This is a genomic window from Streptomyces sp. NPDC002577, assembly GCF_053594815.1.
Genome location: NZ_JBSFWK010000037.1, coordinates 1 through 24,090 on the forward strand (window position 1 = coordinate 1; position 24,090 = coordinate 24,090).

Annotated in this window: 23 protein-coding genes and 1 pseudogene; 12 read left to right on the top strand and 12 right to left on the bottom strand. The window is 71.2% G+C overall.

All coding sequences use genetic code 11. The features are described 5' to 3' along the window. Nucleotides 1-120 (top strand): annotated as a pseudogene (locus tag ACWD4J_RS32605) (electron transfer flavoprotein subunit alpha/FixB family protein); the annotation flags it as partial. A 200-nt stretch (nt 121-320) separates the two neighbouring features. Next, nucleotides 321-1,619: a DUF6986 family protein gene (locus tag ACWD4J_RS32610; protein ID WP_451399077.1), complete on the top strand. Its 1,299-nt coding sequence runs from the start codon at nt 321-323 to the stop codon at nt 1,617-1,619. Between the two features lie 46 nt (nt 1,620-1,665). Here ACWD4J_RS32610 and ACWD4J_RS32615 read toward each other — a convergent pair whose 3' ends face one another. Next, nucleotides 1,666-2,703: a LacI family DNA-binding transcriptional regulator gene (locus tag ACWD4J_RS32615; RefSeq protein ID WP_451399078.1), complete on the bottom strand. Its 1,038-nt coding sequence runs from the start codon at nt 2,701-2,703 to the stop codon at nt 1,666-1,668. Between the two features lie 236 nt (nt 2,704-2,939). Here ACWD4J_RS32615 and ACWD4J_RS32620 point away from each other — a divergent pair, with 236 nt between their 5' ends. Then, complete coding sequence (locus ACWD4J_RS32620) at nt 2,940-3,917, top strand: ROK family protein (RefSeq protein WP_451399079.1); 978 nt, start codon at nt 2,940-2,942, stop codon at nt 3,915-3,917. A gap of 100 nt (nt 3,918-4,017) precedes the next feature. Here the strand turns inward: ACWD4J_RS32620 and ACWD4J_RS32625 are convergent, their stop codons facing one another. Together ACWD4J_RS32625 and ACWD4J_RS32630 are read right to left on the bottom strand one after the other, a co-directional pair. Beyond that, on the bottom strand, nt 4,018-4,362 hold the full coding sequence (locus ACWD4J_RS32625; protein WP_451399080.1) for a hypothetical protein: 345 nt from the start codon (nt 4,360-4,362) through the stop codon (nt 4,018-4,020). A 23-nt stretch (nt 4,363-4,385) separates the two neighbouring features. Then, on the bottom strand, nt 4,386-4,565 hold the full coding sequence (locus ACWD4J_RS32630; RefSeq protein WP_451399081.1) for a hypothetical protein: 180 nt from the start codon (nt 4,563-4,565) through the stop codon (nt 4,386-4,388). A 156-nt stretch (nt 4,566-4,721) separates the two neighbouring features. Between ACWD4J_RS32630 and ACWD4J_RS32635 the strand changes: the two genes are divergently transcribed. Beyond that, nucleotides 4,722-5,762: an NUDIX hydrolase gene (locus ACWD4J_RS32635; protein ID WP_451399082.1), complete on the top strand. Its 1,041-nt coding sequence runs from the start codon at nt 4,722-4,724 to the stop codon at nt 5,760-5,762. Nucleotides 5,763-5,914: 152 nt separating this feature from the next. Here ACWD4J_RS32635 and ACWD4J_RS32640 read toward each other — a convergent pair whose 3' ends face one another. After that, nucleotides 5,915-7,270, bottom strand: coding sequence for a M20/M25/M40 family metallo-hydrolase (locus ACWD4J_RS32640; RefSeq protein ID WP_451399083.1), 1,356 nt, complete (start codon nt 7,268-7,270; stop codon nt 5,915-5,917). Between the two features lie 234 nt (nt 7,271-7,504). Between ACWD4J_RS32640 and ACWD4J_RS32645 the strand changes: the two genes are divergently transcribed. After that, nucleotides 7,505-8,725: a geranylgeranyl reductase family protein gene (locus tag ACWD4J_RS32645; protein WP_451399084.1), complete on the top strand. Its 1,221-nt coding sequence runs from the start codon at nt 7,505-7,507 to the stop codon at nt 8,723-8,725. A 54-nt stretch (nt 8,726-8,779) separates the two neighbouring features. On the opposite strand, the gene ACWD4J_RS32650 is transcribed toward ACWD4J_RS32645, so the two are convergent. Further along, nucleotides 8,780-9,229, bottom strand: a complete 450-nt coding sequence (locus ACWD4J_RS32650) for a nitroreductase family deazaflavin-dependent oxidoreductase (protein ID WP_451399085.1) — start codon at nt 9,227-9,229, stop codon at nt 8,780-8,782. Between the two features lie 204 nt (nt 9,230-9,433). Between ACWD4J_RS32650 and ACWD4J_RS32655 the strand changes: the two genes are divergently transcribed. Continuing rightward, the gene (locus tag ACWD4J_RS32655; RefSeq protein ID WP_451399086.1) at nt 9,434-10,210 is read left to right on the top strand and encodes a TetR/AcrR family transcriptional regulator; all 777 of its coding nucleotides are present in this window, start codon (nt 9,434-9,436) and stop codon (nt 10,208-10,210) included. Here the strand turns inward: ACWD4J_RS32655 and ACWD4J_RS32660 are convergent. After that, nucleotides 10,103-10,423, bottom strand: coding sequence for a BTAD domain-containing putative transcriptional regulator (locus tag ACWD4J_RS32660; RefSeq protein ID WP_451399087.1), 321 nt, complete (start codon nt 10,421-10,423; stop codon nt 10,103-10,105). The genes ACWD4J_RS32655 and ACWD4J_RS32660 overlap by 108 nt on opposite strands. A gap of 42 nt (nt 10,424-10,465) precedes the next feature. On the opposite strand from ACWD4J_RS32660, the gene ACWD4J_RS32665 reads away from it, so the two are divergent. Together ACWD4J_RS32665 and ACWD4J_RS32670 are read left to right on the top strand one after the other, a co-directional pair. Beyond that, complete coding sequence (locus ACWD4J_RS32665; protein ID WP_451399088.1) at nt 10,466-11,761, top strand: sensor histidine kinase; 1,296 nt, start codon at nt 10,466-10,468, stop codon at nt 11,759-11,761. Next, nucleotides 11,758-12,423: a response regulator gene (locus ACWD4J_RS32670; protein ID WP_451399089.1), complete on the top strand. Its 666-nt coding sequence runs from the start codon at nt 11,758-11,760 to the stop codon at nt 12,421-12,423. The genes ACWD4J_RS32665 and ACWD4J_RS32670 overlap by 4 nt, the downstream gene beginning before the upstream one ends. 151 nt (nt 12,424-12,574) lie before the next feature. Here ACWD4J_RS32670 and ACWD4J_RS32675 read toward each other — a convergent pair whose 3' ends face one another. Further along, nucleotides 12,575-14,080, bottom strand: coding sequence for an MFS transporter (locus tag ACWD4J_RS32675; RefSeq protein WP_451399090.1), 1,506 nt, complete (start codon nt 14,078-14,080; stop codon nt 12,575-12,577). An 86-nt stretch (nt 14,081-14,166) separates the two neighbouring features. On the opposite strand from ACWD4J_RS32675, the gene ACWD4J_RS32680 reads away from it, so the two are divergent. Then, nucleotides 14,167-14,571, top strand: coding sequence for a MarR family winged helix-turn-helix transcriptional regulator (locus ACWD4J_RS32680; RefSeq protein WP_451399091.1), 405 nt, complete (start codon nt 14,167-14,169; stop codon nt 14,569-14,571). A gap of 45 nt (nt 14,572-14,616) precedes the next feature. On the opposite strand, the gene ACWD4J_RS32685 is transcribed toward ACWD4J_RS32680, so the two are convergent. The 5 genes from ACWD4J_RS32685 to ACWD4J_RS32705 form a co-directional block, all read right to left on the bottom strand. After that, nucleotides 14,617-15,348: a maleylpyruvate isomerase family mycothiol-dependent enzyme gene (locus ACWD4J_RS32685; protein ID WP_451399092.1), complete on the bottom strand. Its 732-nt coding sequence runs from the start codon at nt 15,346-15,348 to the stop codon at nt 14,617-14,619. 48 nt (nt 15,349-15,396) lie between these two features. After that, the gene (locus tag ACWD4J_RS32690) at nt 15,397-16,248 is read right to left on the bottom strand and encodes a carbohydrate ABC transporter permease (protein ID WP_451399093.1); all 852 of its coding nucleotides are present in this window, start codon (nt 16,246-16,248) and stop codon (nt 15,397-15,399) included. Next, a complete protein-coding gene (locus tag ACWD4J_RS32695; protein WP_451399094.1) occupies nt 16,245-17,219 on the bottom strand; it encodes a carbohydrate ABC transporter permease in 975 nt (324 codons plus the stop codon). Before ACWD4J_RS32695 ends, ACWD4J_RS32690 begins: the two co-directional genes overlap by 4 nt. A gap of 82 nt (nt 17,220-17,301) precedes the next feature. Next, nucleotides 17,302-18,549: a sugar ABC transporter substrate-binding protein gene (locus tag ACWD4J_RS32700; protein ID WP_451399095.1), complete on the bottom strand. Its 1,248-nt coding sequence runs from the start codon at nt 18,547-18,549 to the stop codon at nt 17,302-17,304. A gap of 137 nt (nt 18,550-18,686) precedes the next feature. Continuing rightward, entirely contained in the window at nt 18,687-20,678 is a 1,992-nt protein-coding gene (locus tag ACWD4J_RS32705; RefSeq protein WP_451399096.1) for a glycoside hydrolase family 127 protein, read from the bottom strand. Between the two features lie 309 nt (nt 20,679-20,987). Between ACWD4J_RS32705 and ACWD4J_RS32710 the strand changes: the two genes are divergently transcribed. The 3 genes from ACWD4J_RS32710 (at nt 20,988) to ACWD4J_RS32720 (ending at nt 24,064) form a co-directional block, all read left to right on the top strand. Further along, a complete protein-coding gene (locus ACWD4J_RS32710) occupies nt 20,988-22,010 on the top strand; it encodes a LacI family DNA-binding transcriptional regulator (RefSeq protein ID WP_451399097.1) in 1,023 nt (340 codons plus the stop codon). Between the two features lie 214 nt (nt 22,011-22,224). After that, the gene (locus ACWD4J_RS32715) at nt 22,225-23,115 is read left to right on the top strand and encodes an SIS domain-containing protein (protein ID WP_451399098.1); all 891 of its coding nucleotides are present in this window, start codon (nt 22,225-22,227) and stop codon (nt 23,113-23,115) included. A 49-nt stretch (nt 23,116-23,164) separates the two neighbouring features. Beyond that, nucleotides 23,165-24,064, top strand: coding sequence for a class II fructose-bisphosphate aldolase (locus ACWD4J_RS32720; RefSeq protein ID WP_451399157.1), 900 nt, complete (start codon nt 23,165-23,167; stop codon nt 24,062-24,064). Nucleotides 24,065-24,090 lie beyond the last annotated feature (26 nt).

The following is a 24,090-nucleotide window of genomic DNA, read 5'->3' on the forward strand; positions in this document are numbered from 1 at the left end:
GTGGCGATCAACAAGGACGCCGAGGCCCCGATCTTCGACCTGGTCGACTACGGCGTGGTCGGCGACCTCTTCGAGGTCGTCCCGCAGCTGACCGAGGAGATCAACACCCGCAAGGGCTGATCAGTTCGGACCTCGCGAGGCCCCTGCGACCGCGTTCGTCGGTCGCGGGGGCCTCGTCGCATGCCGGGCCTGTGGCCCACTCGCTCAGCCCGTCCGGACGAGCGGAAGATGGTGTTGACCAGCGGGAAGTGCCCTGGATAGCTTCGCTCTACGGATTGTTGATTCCGTGACTCGGAAAAGTGTCGACGGAGGGTGTGGACATGGGGCAGCAGGAGAAGGTGGCCACGAGCCTCGCCGGCGCGGTCAGCGAGGCGATCAGCGCCTCCCTCGCCCCGGTGGATGCGGAGCTGCAGCGCCGCTACCCCGGCGACCCCGGCACCCGCCAGCCCGTCCACACGGTCTACGTGCCCGCTGACGTCTTCGCCGCCGACACCATCCGCTCCTGGGGCGACCAGGCGCTGAAGGCCCTCGACGAACATGCCCCGGACGCCGCCGCGTTCGCCGCAGTCCTCGGTCTGAGCGACGAGCTCGCCGTCCCCGTGTACGACCGCGTCCGCGCCAAGCTCCAGTGCGAGCCCATCGAGGACCTGCGCATCGACTTCGAGGACGGCTACGGGCCGCGCCCCGGTACGGAGGAGGACGAGGATGCCGCCCGCGCGGCACGGCTGGTCGCCGACGCGTATGAGAACGGCACCGCAGCGCCGTACATGGGCATCCGCATGAAGTGCATGGAGGCCGCCGTGCGCGACCGCGGCATCCGCACGCTCGACATCTTTCTCACCGGCCTGATGGAGGCCGGCGGCCTGCCCGACGGGCTCGTCCTGACGCTGCCCAAGGTGACGTACCCCGAGCAGGTCACCGCCATGGTCCGGCTGCTGGAGGAGTTCGAGAAGGCCCGCGGCCTGGAGCCCGGCCGGATCGGCTTCGAGATACAGATCGAGACCAGCCAGGCCATCCTCGCCCCCGACGGGACCGCCACCGTCGCCCGGATGATCGACGCCGCCGAGGGCCGCGCCACCGGCCTGCACTACGGCACCTTCGACTACAGCGCGTGCCTCGGCGTCAGCGCCGCCTACCAGGCCAGCGACCACCCGGCCGCCGACCACGCCAAGGCGATCATGCAGGTCGCAGCCGCGGGCACCGGCGTCCGCGTCTCGGACGGCTCCACCAACCTGCTGCCGGTCGGCCCGACCGAGAAGGTCCACGACGCCTGGCGGCTGCACTACGGCCTCACCCGCCGCGCCCTGGCCCGCGCCTACTACCAGGGCTGGGACATGCACCCGGGCCACATTCCGACTCGCTACGCCGCCGTGTTCGCCTTCTACCGGGAGGGTTTCGCGCAGGCCGCGGCGCGCCTCGCCGCGTACGCCAACCGGGCGGGCGGGGACGTCATGGACGAACCCGCGACGGCCAAGGCCCTCAGCGGGTATCTGCTGCGCGGTCTGGATTGCGGCGCCCTCGACACCGACGAGGTGGCCCGGCTGACCGGTCTGACCCGCGCCGATCTGGAGGGGTACGCGGCGCCGCGGCGCGGCGATCTGACGGAGTCCGGCCGGTAGTACCCCTGCCGGTGCGGCCGCGCGGGCGCCGACCTGGCGTCAGCGATCAGCCGGCCGGCGGCAGTTCGCCCGAGCCGCGTGCTACCAGCCGGGTCGGGAGCACGGTGCGCTCGGGGGCGAGGAGCACACCGTCCAGCTGCTGGAACAACCGCTCCGCGGCCGTCCGCCCGAGCTGCGCGGGGTCCTGCGCCACGACGGTCACGCCCGGCTGCAGCAGATCGGCGAGCTCGAAGTCGTCGAAACCGACGAGGGCCACCGGACGGGGCCGTTCGGAGAGTACGCGCACCACCGTCACCGTGACGCGGTTGTTGCCCGCGAAGACCGCGGTCACCGGCTCCGGGCCGTCGAGCATCTCGTCGGCGGCGAGCCGGACCCGCTGCGGATCGGTGGCACCCAGCGATATCCAGGTGTCCTCGACCGGGATCCCCGCGTCCGCCATGGCCGCGTGGTAGCCGCGCAGCCGCTCGGCCGCGGTGTGGATGCCCGGACGGTCGCCGATGAAGCCGATCCGACGGTGTCCGTGTGCGATGAGGTGGGCGACGCCGTTCCGCGCGCCGCCGAAGTTGTCGGAGAGCACGGCATCCGCGTCGATCTTCCCCGCGGGCCGGTCCACGAACACGATGGCGACGCCCGCCTTGATCTCGGGCTCGAGATAGCGGTGGTCGTCGCCTGCCGGGATGACCACCAGCCCGTCGACGCGGCGCGCGCACAGAGCCAGGGCCAGCTCTTGCTCGCGGTCCGGGTCCTCGGCGCTCGAACCGTTGACGAGCAGCGCGCCGTGGGCCCGGGCGACCTCCTCGACGGCGCGGCTGAGCGGGCCGTAGAACGGGTCGGCGAGGTCCTCCAGGACGAGGCCGATGCTGGCGGTACGGCCCTTGCGCAGGACGCGCGCGCTGTCGTTGCGCCGGAAGCCCAGCGCGTTGATCGCCTCCTGGACGCGGCGTTCGGTGTCGGGCGTGACGCCCGGCTCGCCGTTGACCACACGCGAGACCGTCTTCAGACCGACTCCGGCGCGCGCGGCGACGTCCTTCATGGTCGGACGGGAGCCGTAGCGGCTGTCGGGTCGTCGGGCGGTGTGGGCCACGTCTGCGCTGTCCTGTCCTGTCGTCCACGAGGAGCACGGGTATGTCGTATGCGGGGATGGGTGTCGTACGCGGGGATGCGTACTGCGGTCGGATGCATCCTGCACGATGGTGTGCCGCACAAAGATGTGCCGACGAGCATAGGCCCTGGACAACGTTGTCAGAAGCGGTAGAGACTATCCGTCGCCGCATATCGTTCACTCTCTGCTCCCCGTCCTTCACAGGAGACCTCACACAGATGCAGACCGACCTCGCCGCCGCCCTCGACATCGGCGGAACCAAGATCGCCGGAGCCCTGGTGGACGGCGACGGCCGGATCCTTGTGCGCGCGCAGCGCCCGACGCCGGCGCAGGAGGACGGCGAGACGGTGATGCGGGCCGTGGCAGAGGTGTTCGGCGAGCTCACGGCCTCCCCGCTGTGGGCCCGGGCAGGGGCCGTGGGCATCGGCAGCGCGGGCCCGGTCGACGCCTCCGCCGGCACGGTGAGTCCCGTCAACGTCCCGGGCTGGCGCGGTTTTCCGCTCGTCGAAAGGGTGCGGGCGGCTGCCGGCGGACTGCCCGTCGAACTCGTCGGGGACGGGGTCGCCATCGCTGCCGCCGAGCACTGGCAGGGTGCCGCCCGCGGTCACGACAACGCGCTCTGCATGGTCGTCTCCACCGGGGTCGGCGGAGGCCTCATCCTCGGCGGCAGACTCCACTCCGGCCCGACGGGCAATGCGGGCCACATCGGGCACATCAGCGTGGATCTCGACGGTGATCCCTGTCCTTGCGGGGCGCGCGGTTGCGTGGAGCGGATCGCGAGCGGCCCGAACATCGCACGGCGGGCGCTGGAGTCGGGCTGGCGGCCCGGTCCCGACGGCGACACCTCGGCCGCCGCCGTGGCCGAGGCCGCGCGCACCGGTGATCCGGTGGCCCTCGCGTCGTTCGAGCGCGCGGCCCAGGCACTGGCCGCCGGAATCGCCGCCACCGCCACCCTCGTCGAGATCGACATCGCGGTGATCGGCGGCGGAGTGGCGAAGTCCGGCGAACTCCTCCTCGATCCCCTCCGCAAGGCCCTTCGGGACTACGCGACCCTCTCGTTCGTACAGCAGCTGACGGTGGTGCCCGCGCTGATGGGCACCGACGCCGGTCTGGTGGGCGCGGCCGCGGCGGTCCTCGGCTCGAGGGCCGGGGCGGCTGTGCAGGGGTCGGCGGCTGAGGCGCTCCGGCCCGGGTGAACGGGCTGACCGATTCACCACCTGCGAGAACACGCACGCGCCTGCTGCCCGGCACTGAAGTGCAGCAGGCGAGGTCCGGGCGCGAGGAACCCGGCGGCCGTCAGTCGAAGGCGTCCGTCATGCAGTCCCGGCGACAGCCTCCCGCCTCGTAGCGCCGGCGGAGCGCGGCGGCCGCCTGTTCGCGCGGTACGGAGGCGTGACCGAAGTGGCGGGTCGCGACGCCGATCACGTCGTCGATGCGGACGATGACCGGCTCGCCGCGAGCGGCCTGGCGGCGTGCCGCCGAGATCGCCATGTCGGCGGAACGGAGTAGATGCTTCCGGTAGTCGCGTGCCAGCGCCTCACGGGCCCGTCTGCGGGACAAGGGGCGGACGGCGCGTCCCCTCCAGAAAGCCCCCGCTGCGATGAGCACCATGCCCAGCGCGACGAAGCCCAGACCGCTCATGGCCGCACGCGATCCGGGCGCGGCTACGCGGCCTCGCCGACCCTCACGCGGACGGCTGCGGCCCATTCGACGACCAACTGTTCGTACTCCACGCGCTCCTCGGCGGACAGCGTGCCGCCTGCGCGCAGCCACAACTCGCGGATCTGCTCGTTCACCGCGGCGGCAGACCGCACGGAACCAGAAGGCTGTGGGCTCGGGAACATGGAGCAAGCCTAAGGCCAACGACCGGCTTCGGGAACACTCAGCTACCGGCCGGATCCGGGAAGTGATCGCGCGGCCCCGCAGTCCTCATCAGGCGCTGGTTTCCGTGGCAGGGTTGAGCGGGCAAGCCACAGGGGGCCAACAGAAGAGGGGGAAACGTGATCGTCTGGATCAACGGCGCGTTCGGTGCGGGAAAGACCACCACCGCACGGGAACTGATCGACCTGATCCCGAACAGCACGCTCTTCGACCCCGAGCTCATCGGCGGGGAACTGTCGTATCTCCTGCCGCCCAAACGCCTCGCCGAGGTCACCGACTTCCAGGATCTGCCGATCTGGCGGCGGCTCGTCGTCGACACGGCGGCGGCGCTGCTCGCCGAACTGGGCGGGGTCCTCGTGGTCCCCATGACCCTGCTGCGCCAGGAGTACCGCGACGAGATCTTCGGCGGGCTCGCCTCCCGCAGGATTCCGGTGCGCCATGTGCTGCTCTCACCGGCCGAAACGATCCTTCGTACGCGCATAGCCAGCCGTGACGTACCGCCCGACATACCCGACGGCGAGATACGCATACGCCAGTGGTCCTACGACCACATCGAGCCGTACCAGGCGGCGCTCGGCTCCTGGCTCACCTCCGACGCGCATCTCGTCGACAACGGCCCGCTCACCCCGTACGAAACCGCAGTCCGCATAGCCGATGCCGTGCGCACCGGGGACGCGCCCGTCTGCGACATCGTGCAGACCCCCGAGCCGACCGCCGAGACCGTGGCATCGGGCGTACTGCTCTTCGACGAGGAGGACCGTGTGCTGCTCGTCGACCCCACGTACAAGCCCGGTTGGGAGTTCCCCGGAGGCGTCGTGGAATCCGGTGAGGCGCCCGCGCGCGCGGGCATGCGCGAGGTCGCCGAAGAGACCGGCATCCGGCTGCAGGAGGTGCCGCGACTGCTGGTCGTGGACTGGGAGCCGCCCGCCCCGCCCGGGTACGGCGGGCTCCGACTGCTCTACGACGGCGGCCGACTCGACAGCGAAGAGGCCCGGCAGGTGCTCCTGCCGGGCCCCGAACTGCGTGACTGGCGGTTCGTCACCGAAGAGGAAGCGGCTTCACTCCTGCCGCCCGTCCGCTATGAGCGACTGCGCTGGGCCCTGCGGGCGCGGGAACGCGGCGCCGCCCTCTACTTGGAGGCCGGGGTGCCGGTGGGCTGACGCTGACGCGCGGGGCGGTCGGGGCGACCCCTTGCGCGCCGCGGGACCGCGGGCGCTGCCGAGGGACGCCCGCGGCCGCGAGGGCCCCGGCTGCCGAGGGGCCCCATCGGCAAGTCGCCTCGCCGTGCCCTCACGCGGACCCGCCGTTCATCTCAACTCGCCGCGTAGTTGCGCAGGAACAGCGCCTCCGCGACCGACAGCCGCTCCAGCTCCTCCGGCGCCACGCTCTCGTTGACCGCGTGGATCTGCGCCTCCGGCTCGCTCAGGCCGATCAGCAGGATCTCCGCCTCCGGGTAGAGCCCGGCCAGCGTGTTGCAGAGCGGAATGGAGCCGCCCTGGCCCGCGTACTGCATCTCCTCGCCCGGGTACGCGACGCTCATCGCCTCCGCCATCGCCCTGTAGGCGGGGCTGGCGGTGTTCGCGCGGAACGCCTGGCCCTGGCCGATCTGCTCCGTCTGCACGCGTGCACCCCACGGCGTGTGCGCCTCGATGTGGGCCCGCAGCAGCTTCGTCGCCTCGGCCGCGTCCACGCCCGGCGGTACGCGCAGGCTGATCAGCGCCTGCGCGCTCGCCTGCACGGACGGCGTGGCACCGACGACCGGCGGGCAGTCGATGCCCAGGACGGTGACGGCCGGCCGCGCCCAGATCCGGTCGGCGACCGTGCCGGAACCGATCAGCGCGACGCCGTCCAGCACCTTGGCGTCCTTGCGGAAGTCGGCCTCCGCGTACTGCAGTCCGTCCCACGAGGCGTCGGCCTTGAGCCCGTCGACCGTCGTCGACCCGTCCGCCGCGCGCAGCGAGTCCAGTACCCGCACGAGCGCGGCCAGCGCGTCGGGTGCCGCGCCGCCGAACTGGCCGGAGTGCAGGTTGCCTTCGAGGGTGTCGACGCGGACGCGGACCATGGTCATGCCGCGCAGCGTGGAGGTGACCGTGGGCAGGCCCACGCGGAAGTTGCCCGAGTCGCCGATGACGATCGTGTCGGCCGCCAGCAGCTCCGGGTGCTCCTCGGCGTACCGCTCCAGGCCGCCCGTGCCCTGCTCCTCCGAGCCCTCTGCGATCACCTTGACGTTGACGGGGATGCCGCCGTTCGCCTTGAGCGCCCGCAGCGCCAGCAGATGCATGATCACGCCGCCCTTGCAGTCGGCGGCTCCGCGTCCGTACCAGCGGCCGTCCCGCTCGGTCAGGACGAAGGGCGGCGTGGTCCACGCGGCCTCGTCGAGCGGCGGCTGCACGTCGTAGTGCGCGTACAGGAGAACGGTCGGCGCGCCCTCGGGGCCGGGCAGGAAGCCGTACACCGACTGCGTGCCGTCGGGGGTGTCCAGCAGTGCCACGTCCTGGAAGCCCTCGGCGCGCAGTGCGTCCGCCACCCAGCTCGCGGCCTTCTCGCTCTCGCTCCTCGGGAACTGCTCGAAGTCCGCCACCGACTTGAAGGCCACCAGTTCGGTGAGCTCCTCCTTCGCTCGCGGCATCAGCGCGGCGACGGTCTCGGCGATCGGATTCGGCGACATGGGCACGCTCCTCGTAGGTGCGACATTGCGTGCATGGAGCTGCAGGCATCTACGACGTCTGCAGGCACGCATGCATTTGTGTGCGTATTCGGTGTGGTTCGTTCTGGGTGGTTCGCGCGTGCTGGGTGTACGGCGAACGCATTGCCGATCCTCCCACAGCGGTTGTCGGCGGTGTCGGCCGTAGGATGCGGGGGAAAGTGCGGCAGACAGCTGGATCGGGAGCGGCAGACCATCGTGAGCAGCGAGAACTCGGGCGAGAACTCAGCGGACGACGCTCGGCAGGTATGGGACGTCGTGGTGGTCGGGGCCGGGCCCGCGGGCGCCTCCGCGGCCTATGCGGCAGCGGTCGCGGGCCGCCGCGTGCTGATCGTGGAGAAGGCCGAGCTGCCCCGCTACAAGACGTGCGGCGGTGGCATCATCGGCCCCTCGCGCGACGCGCTGCCGCCCGGTTTCGAACTGCCCTTCAGGGACCGGGTGCATGCGGTGACGTTCTCCCTGGACGGCAGGTTCACCCGTACCCGCCGCTCACGGCACATGCTGTTCGGCCTGATCAACCGCCCCGAGTTCGACCAGCAGCTGGTCGAGCACGCGCAGAAGGCGGGCGCCGAGCTGCGCACGGGCGTCACGGTGTCCCGGGTCGAGCAGCACGGGCCGGCCGTACCGGACCGGCGCACCGTCGCCGTCGTGCTGCAGGGCGGCGAGACGCTGTTCGCGCGTGCCGTCGTCGGCGCAGACGGCAGCGCCAGCCGCATAGGAGCCCATGTCGGCGTGAAGCTCGACCAGGTCGATCTGGGGCTCGAGGCGGAGATCCCCGTTCCGCCCACCGTCGCCGAGGACTGGAAGGGCCGCGTCCTCATCGACTGGGGGCCGCTGCCCGGGAGTTACGGCTGGGTCTTCCCCAAGGACGACACGCTGACCGTCGGCGTCATCTCCGCGCGCGGTGAGGGCGCCGCGACGAAGCGGTACCTGGAGGACTTCATCGCGCGCCTCGGGCTCGCCGGCTTCGAACCCGCCATCTCCTCCGGGCATCTGACCCGCTGCCGAAGCGACGACTCCCCGCTCTCCCGCGGGCGCGTCCTGGTGTGCGGCGACGCGGCGGGACTCCTTGAACCGTGGACCCGTGAGGGCATCTCGTTCGCACTGCGCTCCGGGCGGCTCGCGGGGGAGTGGGCGGTACGCATCGCCGAGGCGCACGACGCGGTCGACACCCGGCGCCAGGCGCTCAACTACGCCTTCGCCGTGAAGGCGGGGCTCGGCGTCGAGATGAACGTCGGCAGGCGCCTGCTGACCGTCTTCGAGCGCCGGCCCGGTCTGTTCCACGCGGCGATCACCGGGTTCAGGCCCGCCTGGAAGGCGTTCGCGGGCATCACCCGGGGATCGACCTCGCTGGCCGAGCTCGTGCGGACCCATCCGATGGCAGGACGCGCCCTGACCGCGCTGGACCCGTCCGCGTAGGCGTCCGCGTAGGCCCTGTCCGGCTCGGCTGTCGTTGGCCGCGGCCCTTCCTCGTCAGCTCTTGACCGTGATGCGGAAGACGGGGTGCTTGTGCGCCGCCGCGAGCAGTTCCTCGTCGGTGGAGTCGGCGTTGACGTCGCCGAAGAAGCGGCCGACCTCCCAGCCCCACTTCTTCAGATAGGTGCGGAGGATCAGGGGCTTCTCCTCGTCGGGAAGCTCCACCGCGGTGAACTCCTGGGTCCGGCGGCCGACCTGGAGGAGGCCGCCCCCCGCTGCCCTCATGTTGCGCACCCACTCGGAGTGGCCGCGGGCCGAGATCAGGTAGGGGCCACCCTCGTACGGCAGCGGGTTGACCGGGACGCGGCGCCACTCACCGCTCTTGCGGCCGCGTACGGACAGCTCGGCGTGGCCGAGGAGGCTGATGCCGCGCCGGGCGATCCAGCCGATGAAGCGGTTCATGCCTGCTTCGAAGGCGCCGGGCTTGATGTAGTGCTGCTGTGCCATGGTGACCTCCACCCGTTTAGAGAGCACTGCTCTCGCTTGAGAGCAGTGTGCACGGGATCGGTGATCCAAGGCAAGAGCGGCGCTCTCTTTTTGGTTCGGCGATCTCGAATCAGTGGATCGCTCTCATGAGGAAGCGCTGCTCGCGGAAGTGAGCGCTGCTCTCGTACGTGTGCAGTGCTCCGAAAACGTGGCACACTGCCGTCCATGAGCACCGCACGTGGGGCCCGTGCCCGGGCGCGTACCGAGATCACCGCCGCCATCAAGGACGAGGCGCGCAGACAGCTCGCCGCCGAAGGCGCCGCCAGGCTGTCGCTCCGCGCCGTGGCCCGTGAGCTGGGAATGGTGTCCTCCGCCCTCTACCGCTACTTCCCCAGCCGTGACGATCTGCTGACCGCCCTCATCATCGATGCCTACGACTCCCTCGGTGAGGCGGCGGAGTCGGCGCACGCCAAGGCCGCAGACGCCGAGCCGGTGCAGCAGTGGACCGCCGTCTGCGAGGCGGTGCGCGCCTGGGCGCTGGCCCGTCCGCACGAGTACGCGCTCATCTACGGCTCACCCGTGCCCGGCTATTCCGCGCCAGACTCCACCGTTCCCGCCGCGTCGCGCGTCGGGCTGCTGCTCATCGGTGTCGTCCGCGACGCCCTGGAGGGCCGCGGCATCGCCCGCCCTCCGCTCCCCGCCGAACTGCGGCCCGAGGCCGAACGCATGACGGCGGACCTGGCGCCCGACCTGCCGCCGGAGGTGGTTGCCGCGCTGGTGGCCGCGTGGGCGCAGCTGTACGGGCTGATCGGGTTCGAGGTCTTCGGGCAGTTCCACCGGGTCGTCGAGGACCGTGCGGTGTTCTTCGCGCACGCCGTCACCCAGCTCGCCCATTCAGTCGGTCTGTTGAACCACGGGCGGGCCTCCGGAGCCCCCGCGTCTCGTCGCTCTCCGGCAAAAGGGACGGGGACGGCATCCGGTGGCAGGAGGGCCGGATCCTGACACAGGATTCGCGCATGCAGCATGCAGTGAGCGCAGCGCGGGCCCCGGATCCGCGCCCATCGCGTCGGCGTCGCGCCGCCGCGCCTCCTCGTAGGCGAGCAGCGCGTCCGAGGAGCGGCCGCTGCGCCGTCTGCACCGGCGGTTCGGGATGCGCGAGGCCGCGGTACCCGAGCCGGAGGTACTCCGGCGGGAGTACGTGTGATCACCTCGCATGGCTGACGCCCCGGGCCGCTGTCGGCGTCTAGCGTGGCAGGCATGGAGGAGCAGCGCGCAGGGCGATCCGGCGGCCCGCCGTGGGCGAGCGACGGGCCCGCGCGGTGGTACCGGAACGGGCCACCGGCGTGGTGGCGGCAGGGCCCGCCGTGGTGGAACCCCCATGCCCCCGCCAGCGAGGACGAGGACGTACGCCGCACGCGGTGGCCCTGGCGCTCGACGCTGCTCCTCACCGTGTTCGTGCTCGTCGGATCCCACTTCGCGGCGCGCGAACAGGCAGGCGAACGCGCCGGCCTGGACGCCCTCGCCCTGGTGCTGCTGATCGGGGCGACGGGCCTGTTGCTCTGGCGGCAGCGGCGCCCGGTGCTGGTGACCTTCGGTACGGCGGCGGTCGCGATGGTCTATGTGGGCGCCGGATATCCGTACGGGCCGATCTTCCTGGCCGTGGCCGTGGGCTGCTTCAGCGCGATCGTCTCCGGGCACCGCCGGGCGGCGTGGACGGCGCTCGGCATGCTGTGGGCGGTGCGTCTGCTGGTGGGGCACTGGCTCTACCGCTGGCTGCCCCCGGAGCACGACGGGCCCACCACATGGGGGCAGGAACTGGCCGTGTTCACCTGGACGGTGGCCGTCCTGGCGATCTCCGAGCTCGCCCGAGTGCGCCGTGAGCAGTGGGAGAGCGAGCGTGCCGAGCGCCGGCTGGCCGCCAAGCGGCGGGCGGACGAGGAGCGGCTGCGGATCGCCCGCGAGCTGCACGACGTACTGGCCCACAGCATCTCCGTGATCAACGTCCAGGCGGGCGTGGGCCTGGCGCTGCTCGACTCCGACCCGGAGCAGGCCCGCACCGCGCTGACCACCATCAAGGCCGCGAGCAAGGAGGCGCTGGGCGAGGTGCGCCAGGTCCTCGACACCCTGCGGACGCCCGGAGACGCGCCCCGCGCCCCGGCTCCGGGGCTCGATCGCCTCACCGAACTGGTCGAGCAGGCAGCGGGCGCAGGTCTCACCGTCGGCGTCGCAGCGGAGGGACGGCGCGTTCCGCTGCCGCCCGGCACGGATCTCGCCGCCTTCCGCATCGTCCAGGAGGCGCTGACGAACGTCGTACGGCACTCGGGATCCCGGCACGCGCGCGTGCTCGTACGGTACGAGGACCGGGCACTTCAGCTGTGCGTCGACGACGACGGACCCGCCACCGGTGCGGACGCCGGCGGAAGCGGCAACGGCCTCGCCGGAATGCGGGAGCGTGCGGCAGGGCTCGGTGGCACGATCGAAGCCGGAAGGCGCCCCGACGGCGGTTTCCGGGTGTCCGCCGTTCTGCCGATGCCGCTCAAGGAGGACCGGTGATCCGCGTACTGCTCGCCGACGACCAGTCACTGGTCAGGGCCGGTTTCAGGGCGCTGCTCGACGCGCAGCCGGACATCGAGGTGGCGGGGGAGGCGGCGGACGGCGAGGAGGCGCTGTGCATGGTGCGCGAGCTGCGCCCCGACGTCGCCCTCATGGACATCCGCATGCCTCTGGCCGACGGGCTCGCGTCGACCCGCCGCATCACCGGCGATCCGGACCTCGCGGCGGTGAAGGTGGTCATGCTCACCACGTTCGAACTGGACGAGTACGTCTTCGAGGCGATCCGGGCCGGTGCCTCCGGCTTCCTGGTCAAGGACACCGAGCCGGAGGAGTTGCTGCGTGCGGTCCGCGCGGTGGTGCACGGCGACGCGCTGCTGTCGCCGAGTGTGACGCGACGGCTGATCGGGGAGTTCGCGGCCCGTTCCAAGGAACCCGCCGCCGCCGAGTCGCTGTCCCCGCTCACCGAGCGCGAACGGGAGGTGATGGCGCTGGTCGGCATCGGCCTGTCGAACGAGGAGATCGCCCGTCGTCTCGTTGTCAGCCCGCTCACCGCCAAGACCCACGTCAGCCGCACCATGGTCAAGCTGGGCGCCCGGGATCGCGCCCAACTCGTCGTATTGGCCTATGAGTCGGGTCTGGTACGGCCCGGGTGGCTGGGCTGACCACACGGCACGTACGGCAGTTACGCCATGTACGGCATGTGCGGCAGACGGGCACGCGCGCGTGCCTGGCGCACAGGGACGTTGAGCGCCGGGCACGCGCGCGTGCTGGTGGATGACGGTGTGCCGGTGACGGGCGGTCTGCCCGTGGATGTCAGTCGCGGACGGGGACGCGTTCCTCCGCCGCCTCCCGCTCCTCCCGCTCAAAGTTCCCCTCCTGTACGGACGTCGCGACGAGCACCGTCTGCTGCGAGCGCCGTACACGGAGCCCCGTGAGCGTGATCAGCAGTCCGCCGAGCGCGATCGCGGTCACGACCACCAGGCCCGGGCGGAAGCTGTCCAGTACGGCCTGCGGAGATGAGCCCCCGTGGCCGTTCGCCGCCACCACGGCCGTCACCACGGCGAGGAAGATCGCGCCGCCCACCTGGACCGAGGTGTTGAGCAGTCCGGACACCATGCCCTGCTCGTCGTCGTGCACGCCGTTGGTCGCCTGGATGTTGAGCGAGGGGAAGACCAGCGCGCACGCCGCGCCGAGCAGCAGCATCGACGGCAGGATCACCGCGGCGTACTGCGGCGTCAGGCTGATCCGCAGGAAGAGGGCGTACCCGACGACCAGCAGGGTGAAGCCGGTGGCGATGACCCGTGGGGTGCCGAACCGGTCGACCACCGCGCCGATCTTCGTCGCCGACAGCGCGACCAGCGCCCCGGCCGGCAGGAAGGCCAGCGCGGTCTGCAGCGCCGACCAGCCGAGCAGCGACTGCATGTACAGCGTGACCAGGAACTGGAACCCGACGTACGAGCCGAAGAAGGCCATCGCGCCCAGCTGCGCCCTGATCTGGCTGCCCGAGCGCAGCACCCCGAGCCGGATCAGCGGGCTTGCGCTGCGCCGCTCGATCGACACGAAGAGCGCGAGGAGCACGGCGACGGCGAGGAACGAGAGCAGGGTGCGGGCGGACGCCCAGCCCGCCTCCGGCGCCTGGACGACGGTGAACACGAGCAGCAGCATCGACGCCGTGCCGACGATGGCGCCCGGGACGTCGTAGCCGCCGTGCTTCTCCTCGCGCTCGCTGTGCGGGATCAGCCTGAGCCCGGCCAGCAGGGCGAGGACCGCGATGGGGGCGGGCAGCAGCATGGTCAGGCGCCAGCTCGCCTCGGTGAGCAGACCGGACAGGACGAGGCCCATGGAGAAGCCGGTCGCGGCGCAGGTCGTGTAGATGGAGAGGGCGCGGTTGCGCACCGGGCCCTCGGCGAAGGTGGTGGTGATGATCGACAGTCCCGCGGGCGCCGTGAAAGCGGCGCTCAGGCCCTTGATGAACCGGCTGGCGATCAGCAGCGGACCGGAGTCGACGAGCCCGCCGAGCAGCGAGGCCAGTGCGAAGACGCCCAGCGCGACGAGGAAGACGCGGCGCCGTCCCAGCAGGTCGGCGGTGCGTCCGCCGAGGAGGAGCAGTCCGCCGTACCCCAGGATGTAGCCGCTGACGATCCACTGGAGGGTCGAGGTGGACAGATCGAGTTCGGAGCCGATGGACGGCAGAGCGACGCCGACCATCGAGACGTCGAGGGCGTCCAGGAACATCGCGGCGCAGAGCACCAGCAGGGTTCCCCACAGGCGTGGGGTCCAGCGCTCCTGCGCCGCGGAAGCTGTGAGCGGAGAGGTCATACGCAGCACAGTACATGCACATGCATCTGATGCAAGTGCATTTAATTCCGATGCAACAAACGCCTCTGTTCTGCTACGGTGCGGTCATGGCGGCGAAGAAGGCCGAGCTGGGGCTCGTGGATCAGTGGCGGGACATACTCGCCGTGCACGCACGCACCATGTGCGAACTCGACCGCGAACTCCATCAGTACGGCCTGGGCGCCAGTGACTTCGAGGTCCTCGACATACTCGCGGAGGGCGCGGCCGAGGACGGCGGCTGCTCGTACCGTGTGCAGGAGATCGCCGGGCGGGTCCATCTCAGCCAGAGCGCCCTGTCGCGGCTCATCGGCCGCCTGGAGAAGGACGGCCTGGTCGAGCGAGGAATGTGCGTGGAGGACCGGCGCGGGGTGCGCGTCGCGCTGACCGCAAAGGGGCGCGACCTGCACACCCAGGTGCGCCCGCTGCAGCGGGCGGTGCTGACGCGCATGCTGACGGAGGGCCGGTCCGCCTGACCTCTCGCCTGATCCCTGGCGACTCCGACCCCGCGTCCGTCAGTTTCAGGTGACGGCCGACCTCTCGCGCCACAGCGTCGCGAGAGAGCCGTCGCCGACGACGCGGGGGAACGGCAGCCGGTTCCACAACGACAGATAGAGGCGCGCGGCAGGACCCGAGATCTCGCAGTCGGCTTCGCCCACGTCGTCCGTCTCGGTCACCGGGGGCTCGGCCGAGAGCCGCACGGTCCACACCGCGTCCGTGTCGGTGGCACGCAACCGCAGCACGCGCGGTTCGTCCGTGCGGACCGCGCTCTTGCGACGGGCGTGGAAGCCGCGCAGCAGTTCGTCGATGCCGTCAGTGGCGAAGTCGGTCCCGATCTCCGCGGGCGTCCCGCCCCGCGCCGCCTCCGCGTCGAACCGGTGCACCGCCGTCTCGTGCGCCTGCCTCCGGGCCCAGAAGGCCAGCGGCGACGGGGCGGGCAGAAAGCTCCAGCAGGCCACGTCGGGCGGAGCGGTCGCAAGCGTCTCGACCAGCGCTCGATGGCCTGCGCGGAACCATGCCAGCAGCTCATCGCCGTCGAGATCCGGCAGGTCGCCGTCGGGCCGGTACGCGGTGTGCCCCTCGGCGACGAACGCGGTGGCCCAGCGGTGCACCATCCCCGTGTGCCGCAGCAGATCGCGTACCTGCCAGCCTGGGCAGGTGGGCACCTTGGCGTCAGGTCCGGCCTCTTCCGCGGCGAGGGCCAGCAACCGCCCGTCCGCCTCCAGCGTCTTGATGTGCTCGAAGGTCTCCATGCGGGTGAGTGTGCCTCATGGAGTGCGGTCGACGGCGGTCGAAGGGAGTCAGTCCTTGACCGCGCCCGCGGTGACCCCGGCGGCCACGTACCGCTGCGCGAGGACGAGCAGGACGGCGGCGGGGATGGACGCGACGACGGCGGTGGCCATGATCGCGTTCCATTCCTGGTTGTTGTTGCCGATGTAGTGGTAGATGCCGAGGGTGATCGGGCGCAGCTCGCCGCCGCCGTCGAGGGTGTTGGCGAAGACGAAGTCGGACCAGGCCCACAAGAAGCTGAACAGTGAGACGGTGACCAGGGCGTTGCGGCTCACCGGCAGGATGACGGACCAGAAGGTGCGCCACGTGCTCGCGCCGTCGATGCGGGCGGCGGCGGTGAGCTCGTCGGGGATGCCCGACATGAACGCCGTGAAGATCATGACGCCGAAGGGCACCGCGATGGTGGAGTCCGCGATGATCAGCCCCCACCAGGAGTTCAGCAGGCCCAGATTGAGGAAGATCCCGTAGAAGCCCATCGCCATGACGATGCCGGGGATCATCTGGGCGATCAGCAGGCCCAGGCTGAGGATGCCGCCGCCGCTCGGACGCAGTTTGGCCAGTGAGTAGCCGGCCGGGGCGGCGAGGACGAGGGTGACCGCGACCGTGCCGAGGCCGATGAGCAGACTCGTGCCCAGGTACGGCATCTGGTCGTCCAGGACAGCCCGGTAGCCCTCGAACGTGGGGTGCAGCGGGAACAGGTCGGGCGGGGTCTTGCGCATGTCCTGCTGCGGGGTGAGGGACACGTTCAGCATCCAGTACACCGGGAACAGCATCAGCGCGGTCAGCACAACGCCGATGACGGTGTTGCGGCGCGAGCGCCGGACGACGCGGATCCCCCCTGCTTGGGGGAGGGCGGAGGTCATGCTTCCTGCCTCCTCTGGACGCGGATGTAGAGCAGGCCGAAGACGAGGGCGATGAGGATGAGGATGTTGCCGACCGCTGCTCCGGGTCCGAACTTCGGGAGCAGCGTGCCGAATCCGAGCCGGTAGGACCAGGTCGCGAGGGTGGACGAGGAGTCGCCAGGACCGCCCTTGGTCATGATCCAGATCAGGTCGAACACCTTGAGCGTGTAGACCAGGCCGAGCAGCAGCGTGATCGCCGAGACCGGCCGCAGCAGCGGGAAGGTGATGCGCCGGAACTGCTGCCAGCCGCTTGCCCCGTCCAGCGCGGCCGCCTCGTACAGCTCCGTGGGGATGTTCTGCAGGCCGCTGTAGAGGATGACCAGGTTGAACGGGATGCCGATCCAGACGTTGGCGATGATGACCGAGGTCAGCGCCCAGTGCGGCGAGGTGAGCCAGTCGACCGGCGAGACGCCGACGATGTGGAGGGCGTAGTTGACGACGCCGGACTCGCTGTTCAGCATCCACGACCAGGTCGACGCCGACACGATGAGCGGCAGCAGCCACGGGACGAGGAACAGTGCCCTGAGGGTCGCGGCCAGCCGGAAGTGCCGGTTGAAGAAGACCGCGAGGGCCAGGCCGGCCGTGTACTGGAACGCGATCGACACGAAGGTGAAGACCATCGTGTTGCGCAGCGCGGGGTCGAAGGTCGGATCGTTCAGGACCTGCGAGAAGTTGTCCCAGCCGGAGAACGGAGCGTCGCCCGCCACGAACGACCGGACGGTGTAGTTGCGCAGGCTCAGATCGAGATTGCGGTAGAGCGGATAGAGGTAGAAGGCGGCCAGGTAGGCGACGAGCGGGGCGACGAACGCCAGCGCCGTCCACTGGCTCCTGCGGCGCCTACGGCGTGACGCGGGGTCCCGCCGGCCGGCGGTGCCCGTCGTGCCGGACACGGCCGGGGACCGCTTCGGGCGGTCGACTCGGGCGATGGTCATGCGAACTCCTGGATACGGATGGCGGTGTCCGGAACGGTGCCTGAGGCAGCGGCGCCGCGCCGCTGCCTCAGACCCATAGCGCCTAGCCCTTGCCGGCCGCCGTCTGCGCCGCGTCGAGAGCGGCCTGCGGGCTCTTGCCGCCGGACAGGGCCGCCTGCACCGCCGTCCACATCTGCTGCGAGATGGTGGGGTACTTCGTGCCCAGGCCGCCGCTGGTGCGTCCGCGCGCCGCGGCCACGGCGTCCACCCACGGCTTGAGCTTCGGGTTCGCCTTGACCTGCTCCTCCTGCACCGCTGTCGTGGGGGCGACGTACATGAGCGTGTTGTCGGTGGGCAGCAGGTTCTTGTCGCTGGTCAGACAGGTGACGATCTTCTTGCTGACGTCGTAGCGCGAGGTGTCCTGCTGCACGGGGACCGTGACGAACTCGCCACCGGTCGGCACCGGGGCCGAACCGCCTTTCTGCGCCGGGATGTTGACGATCCCGTACGGGAAACCGGCCTTCTCGGCGTTGCCCAGCTGCCAGGTTCCGTTCTCGCCGAAGGCGTAGTCCCCGGTGGCGAACTCCTGCCAGCTGGTGGTCTGCGTGTTCTGCAGGACGTCCTTGGGCGCGTAGCCCTTGTCGACCCACTGCTTCCACAGCGACAGCGCGGCAGCACCCTTGGGGGAGTTGAGCTTGGTGAGATCGCCGCCTCCGCCCCAGAACCACGGCAGGAACTGGAAGCTGCCCTCCTCCGTGCCGATCGCGGAGAACGTGATGCCCTTCTTGCCCGCCGCCTTGACCTTCTTCAGAGCGGCGGTCAGCGACGCCCAGTCCTTGATCGAGGCGGCGTCGACCCCCGCGGCCGACAGGACCTTCTTGTTGTAGTAGAGAGCCAGGGTGTTGGCGCCGATCGGTACGCCGTAGGACGTCCCGTCGAGCGTGCCCGCGCCGATGATGTTCTTCTGTATCGAGGCCGTGTCCAGGCCGAGGTCGCTCGTCTTGGTCAGGATCCCGGCCTCCACCAGCGTGGAGACGACAGGGTTGTCCACGAGCATCACGTCGGGGGCGTTGCCCTGCTGGGCGGCCAGCAGCGCCTTGTTGCCCAGGTCCGTGGTGTCGTACCCGGTGCGCTTGAGCTTGACGCCGGCCTCGGTGCCGCACGCCGCGACGCGCTTGCCCCAGTCGGAGGACGCGTCGAACTGCGGGTACGGGTCCCAGAACGTGTACGTCGCGGACTTGCCGGCGGAGGAGCCGGAGGAGCCCGAACCGCCGCCACCGCAGGCGGTGAGGGAGGCGAGGGTGCCGACGGCGAGACAGGCGGCGAGGAGAGTACGGCGGGTGCTTCTCATCGGGGTGACCTCGTTGTCATGGGTGGGCCTGAGGGATGACGGGCGGAGGCGCGCGGGCGCCGAGCCCCCGGAAAGCTGTGGTAGAGAGCGGGGAGCGAAGAGCCGGAAGCAGGAGCGGGTGCAGGCCGAGGCCGGGTTCAGGAGGTCGGCAGCCAGACGCGCATGCTGCCGTCCTGGCGGTTGGCCCAGGTGTGGTACGGGATCGCGGTCAGTTCGACGGGTTCGCCGGACGAGGACGTGCGGTCGGCGGTGTCTGCGGTGTCTGCGGTGGGCCGGTAGGGCCACCAGCCGGCGTCGGGGATCGCTCGGCGGTGGCCGGCGGCCACGACGGTGGTGACGCCGCCGAGCAGGTCGGGGCGGTGCTTCACGCCGAGCGGCTGCGTGGTGTCGATGACGACGTCGTCCAGTCCGCCGCCGGGGTGGTCGACCTGCTCCAGGCAGTACACCAGCGGCCCGCGCTCGATGGCCACGCACCCTCGGACGGCGTCCACCCGGGGGTCGGCCGCGGTGAGCCGGGGTTCCATGCCGAGCTCCAGGACGACCTGGTCGCCGGGTGCCCACGGCTGCTCCAGGCGCAGCCAGCCGTCGGTGACGGGGGCGTCGGTCTGGTCGTACGTCCGCGTGCCGCACCGGACCCGGAAATCACGGCACCACTGGGGGATGCGCAGAGACAGGGTCCAGGGCCGGTCCTGCGGGGTCTCCTCGACGGTCAATGTGATCGTGCCGTGCCAGGGGTAGTCGGTCTCGGCGGCCACGGCGACGGGGGTGCCGCCGAGGTCGCCGCGGTAGCGGCCGGTGACGTACTGGTGAATCTGCAGGCCCTGCCCGTCGGCGTCGGTCGAGGACAGGTAGTGCTCGAGGCCGGCCAGGAGGCGCATGGCGTTCGGCGGGCAGCAGGCGCAGCGGAACCAGCGGGTGCGGCGGGCGGACTGGTCGCCGCCGGTGTCGGTGTGGCCGTCGCGGACCTGCAGCGGGTTGACGTAGAGCCAGCGTTCGCCGTCCAGGGAGACGCCGGCGAGGAAGCCGTTGAACAGGGTGCGTTCGATCAGGTCGCTGTAGCGGGCCTCGCCGGTGAGCAGGGCCATGCGCCAGCTCCACTGGACCGAGGCGATGGCGGCGCAGGTCTCGCAGTAGGCGCGTTCGTTGGGCAGCTCGAAGGGATCGCCGAAGTCCTCCTTGTCGTGGTGGGCGCCGAGGCCGCCGGTCAGATGGGTCTTGGTTGCGGTCATCGCCTGCCACAACCGCTCGGTGGCGGCGCGCAGTCCGGCGTCGCCCGTCTCCGTGGCCAGGTCCGTCGCGGCGGCCAGGAGGTAGAGCTGGCGTACGGAGTGTCCTTCGACCGTGGTCGCCTCGCGCAGCGGCACGCGGTCCTGGCAGTAGGCGGCGCCACCGAGCAGGCCGTGGCCGTAGCGGTCGACGAAGTAGCCCGCCAGGTCCAGGTAACGCTGCTCTCCGGTCTCCCGGTACAGCTCGACCAGGGCGGTCTCGACCTCGGGGTGGCCGTCGATGCCGTCGATGGGCTTGCCGCTGCCGACGGGACCGAAGACCGAGTCGATCTGGTCGGCGAAGCGGCGCGCGACGTCGAGGAGTTCGTCGCGGCCGGTGGCCCGGTGGTGGGCCACCGCCGCCTGGATCAGGTGTCCCGCGCAGTACAGCTCGTGGCCCCAGCGCAGGTCCTGGTAGCGCTCGCCGCCCTTGCGGATCTGGAACCAGGTGTTGAGGTAGCCGTCGGGCTGCTGGGCGCCGGCGACCAAAGAGATGATCCGGTCCACGTCGGCGGCCAGCCGGTGGGTCTCGGGATCGCCCCCGCCGCCGTCATACTCCGTCTCCTGCTGGGCGAGTTGCCAGGATGCGGCCTCCAGCCACTTGTAGACGTCGGAGTCCACGAACGGGAAGTCGCCCCGGTGCTCGCCCTGCGCGGTGCCCGCGACCAGGCGCAGGTTGTGCAGGTTACCCGCGGACTCCAGCAGCCCGGGGCCCTGCGGAATGGAGGTGCGTGCGTTCACCTCGCGTCGCGCGTGCCAGAAGCCGGAGTTCACCTCGGCAGCGGCGGGACGCAGTGCGGCACGGGCGTCGGGGCCGAGGCGGACCGGGCCCGTGGAGGGCAGGGCGGAGCGTGTGCGGGGCATGGCTCTCCGGGTGATCAAGGGCGGGTACGTGGATGAGGGAGCGGCCGTCGCGCGGGCGGTGGCCGAGGCCCGTTGCGCGGAGGTGGCGTACCGCCTCAGAAGTGCGTGTTGGGCAACCAATTGAGCAATCGTTTTCCTGCCGGGAAAGTAGAGGGCAGGCGGAGGAGCCGGGTCAAGGGGCGTGCGCGAAATTTTTCCGGTTGCTCAAGGGCTGGCACTCGACGCCGGTGACTGCGACCATGTACGGCGCCGGTGCCGTCCTCGGTGAGGTCGGTGCCGTCGAGGCTGACATTGAGAAAAGGATTGCCCGTGACCGATGCTCCTCCGCGTTCTCCCTCCGCAGGCCGGGCGAAGCTCTCCGACGTCGCCGCCCTGGCCGGCGTCAGTGTGGGCACCGCGTCCAAGGCGCTGAACGGCAGCGGCCGGATGCGGCCCGAGACCCGGCAGAGGGTGCTGGATGCTGTGGAGGCGCTCGGCTTCCGGCCCAACCAGCACGCGCAGAGCCTGCACACCGGCCGCAGTTGGACGGTCGGGCTGATGACGACGGACGGCATCGGCCGCTTCAGTACGCCCGTGCTGCTGGGCGCCGAGGACGCGCTCGGCGCCGGGAAGATCTCGGTGCTGCTGTGCGACACCCGCGGCGACTCGATCCGGGAGCAGCACCACCTGCGCAATCTCGTCGACCGTCGCGTCGACGGCGTCATCGTCACCGGCCGCCGGACGGATCCGCGTACTCCCCTGAAGGGCATCGAGTCGATCCCCACCGTGTACGCGCTCTCACCCTCCACGGACCCGTCGGACATCTCGGTGGTCTCGGACGACCGAGGCGGCGCCGTCCTCGCCGTCGAACATCTGCTGGCGACCGGCCGTACCCGGATAGCCCACGTCACCGGACCCGAACACCACGCGGCCGCCCGCGACCGCGCCCGCCACGCGGTCGAACAGCTGGAGTGCTCCTCGCTCGCTCTCGCCACCGGCCGGGTCCACTTCGGTGAGTGGAGCGAGGCATGGGGACGGCGCGCCGCCGACGCGGTGCTGCGAACGGCGCCGGACACGGACGCCTTCTTCTGCGGCAACGACCAGATCGCCCGGGGCGTGGCCGACGCCCTGCGCGAGCGGGGCCTGGACGTGCCCGGCGAGATCGCCGTCGTGGGGTACGACAACTGGGACACCATGGCCCTGGCCAGCCGCCCGCCCCTCACCACGATCGACATGGACCTGACCGAGATCGGCCGGATCGCCGCACTGAAGCTCCTTGAGGCCATCGACTCCGGTCCGGCCCCGGGCGTGCACACCGTCCCCTGCCGCCTTGTCGTCCGCGAGTCCACCTGAGCGAAGAGGTGTCCTGCGCGGTGGCCTCCGTCGGCGTCGTTGCGGGCCAAGCCGGGCTGACGCCGCTTCAGACGCCGCCGCGCGGGGCCGCCGACCGTCGGCGCCGCCCTGTTCGACGGACAGGACGCGGGCGGCATGCTTGATGACGCCCGGAACTCGTCGATATGTTGCGGAACCAGGTCCCGTGCAGGATTCGCTGGGGAGGGCGGACGGCGTGAGCCACGTCGAGAACGAGCTCAACAGCCAGCCCGAGTGCTGGCAGCGCGCCGCCGAACTGGCCGTCCGCGAAGGCCCGGTGCTGCCGGCCTCCGGCGAGCGGGTCGCGATCGTCGGCTGCGGAACCTCGTGGTTCATGGCGCAGTCCGCGGCGGCGCTGCGCGAGCAGGCGGGCCAGGGCGAGACCGACGCCTTCGCCGCCTCCGAGTTTCCGGCCGCCCGCGCCCGCGCCTACGACAGGGTCGTCGCCCTGACGCGGTCCGGCACCACGACCGAGGTACTCGACCTCCTCGCGCGGCTGCGGGGACGCACCCGCACGACCGCGATCACCGCGGACCCGCGGACGCCCGTGACGCAGGCGGCCGACGACGTCGTCGTACTCGACTTCGCCGACGAACAGTCCGTCGTGCAGACCCGGTTCGCCACCACGGCGCTCACGCTGCTCCGCGCCCACCACGGCCTGCACACCGAAGCAGTGATCGGCGACGCGCGCACCGCGCTCGCCGAGCCGCTGCCCGAAGGGCTCGTCGACTGCACCCAGTTCACCTTCCTCGGGTGCGGCTGGACCGTCGGGCTCGCCCTGGAAGCCGCCCTCAAGATGCGCGAGGCCTCACTGTCGTGGACCGAGGCCTACCCGGCCATGGAGTACCGGCACGGCCCGATCGCCGTCACCACCAAGGGCACCGCGACCTGGATGCTCGGTGCGGCCCCCGAAGGCCTCGAAGAGCAGGTGCGCGCCACCGGCGGGACCTGGGTGGCGGGCGGCCTCGACCCGCTCGCCGAGCTGGTACGCGCCCAGCGGCTCGCCGTCGCGGTCGCGTCCGCCCGCGCTCTGGACCCGGACCGGCCGCGTCATCTCTCCCGCTCGGTGATCCTCACGGCCCCCTGACGCCCGCGACCGCTACCGCACCACAGGTACCCGAGAGGAGCGAGCAGCCATTCCCCTTGCCGCAACAGGTGCACTGGTCGCGTCGGCGTCCGCCGCGCGCACCGCCGTCGCCGCCTTCAACGTCATCACGCTCGAACACGTCGAAGCCGTCATCGCCGGAGCCGAAGCCGTGCAAGCGCCCGTCGTCCTGCAGATCAGCGAGAACGCCGTGACGTTCCGCCAGGGGCAGGTGCTTCCGCTGGCCCGCGCCGCGACCGCCGCCGCCGAGCGCTCGCCGGTTCCCGTGGCGCTCCACCTCGACCACGTCCAGAGCGACGACCTGTTGCGGCAGGCCCCCGCAGCGGGCTTCAGCTCCGTGATGTACGACGCGGCGCGCCTGCCGTACGAGGAGAACCTCGCCGCGACGCGCGCCGCCGCCCACTGGGGCCATGCCCATGGGCTCTGGGTCGAGGCGGAGTTGGGGGAGGTGGGCGGGAAGGACGGGAGGGCGCCGCTCGACGCCCACGCCCCGGGAGTCCGTACGGACCCTGCCGAGGCACGGGCCTTCGTGGCCGGCTCCGGCGTCGACGCGCTCGCCGTCGCCATCGGAAGCTCGCACGCCATGACCACCCGCACCGCGATCCTCGACCACGATTTGCTCAAGCGCCTCGCCGCGTCCGCGGGTGTGCCGCTCGTCCTGCACGGCTCCTCCGGAGTGCGCGCCGAGGAACTGTCGGCGGCCGTCGCCGGCGGCATCGCGAAGGTCAACGTGGGCACGGCGCTGAACCTCACGATGACCAGGGCCATCCGCGAGTACCTCGCCGTCCGCCCCGACGCGGTGGATGCGCGGAAATATCTGGCTGTGGCTCGTGAGGCCATGGTGCGTACCGTGACGCAGCTGATCACCGTCGTACGCGGCGGCCCCGGCACCGACCGGCCGGAACAGCGGACCGGGACAGAGGATCGGTAACCGGGGCAGAGGATCGGTACAGCCAC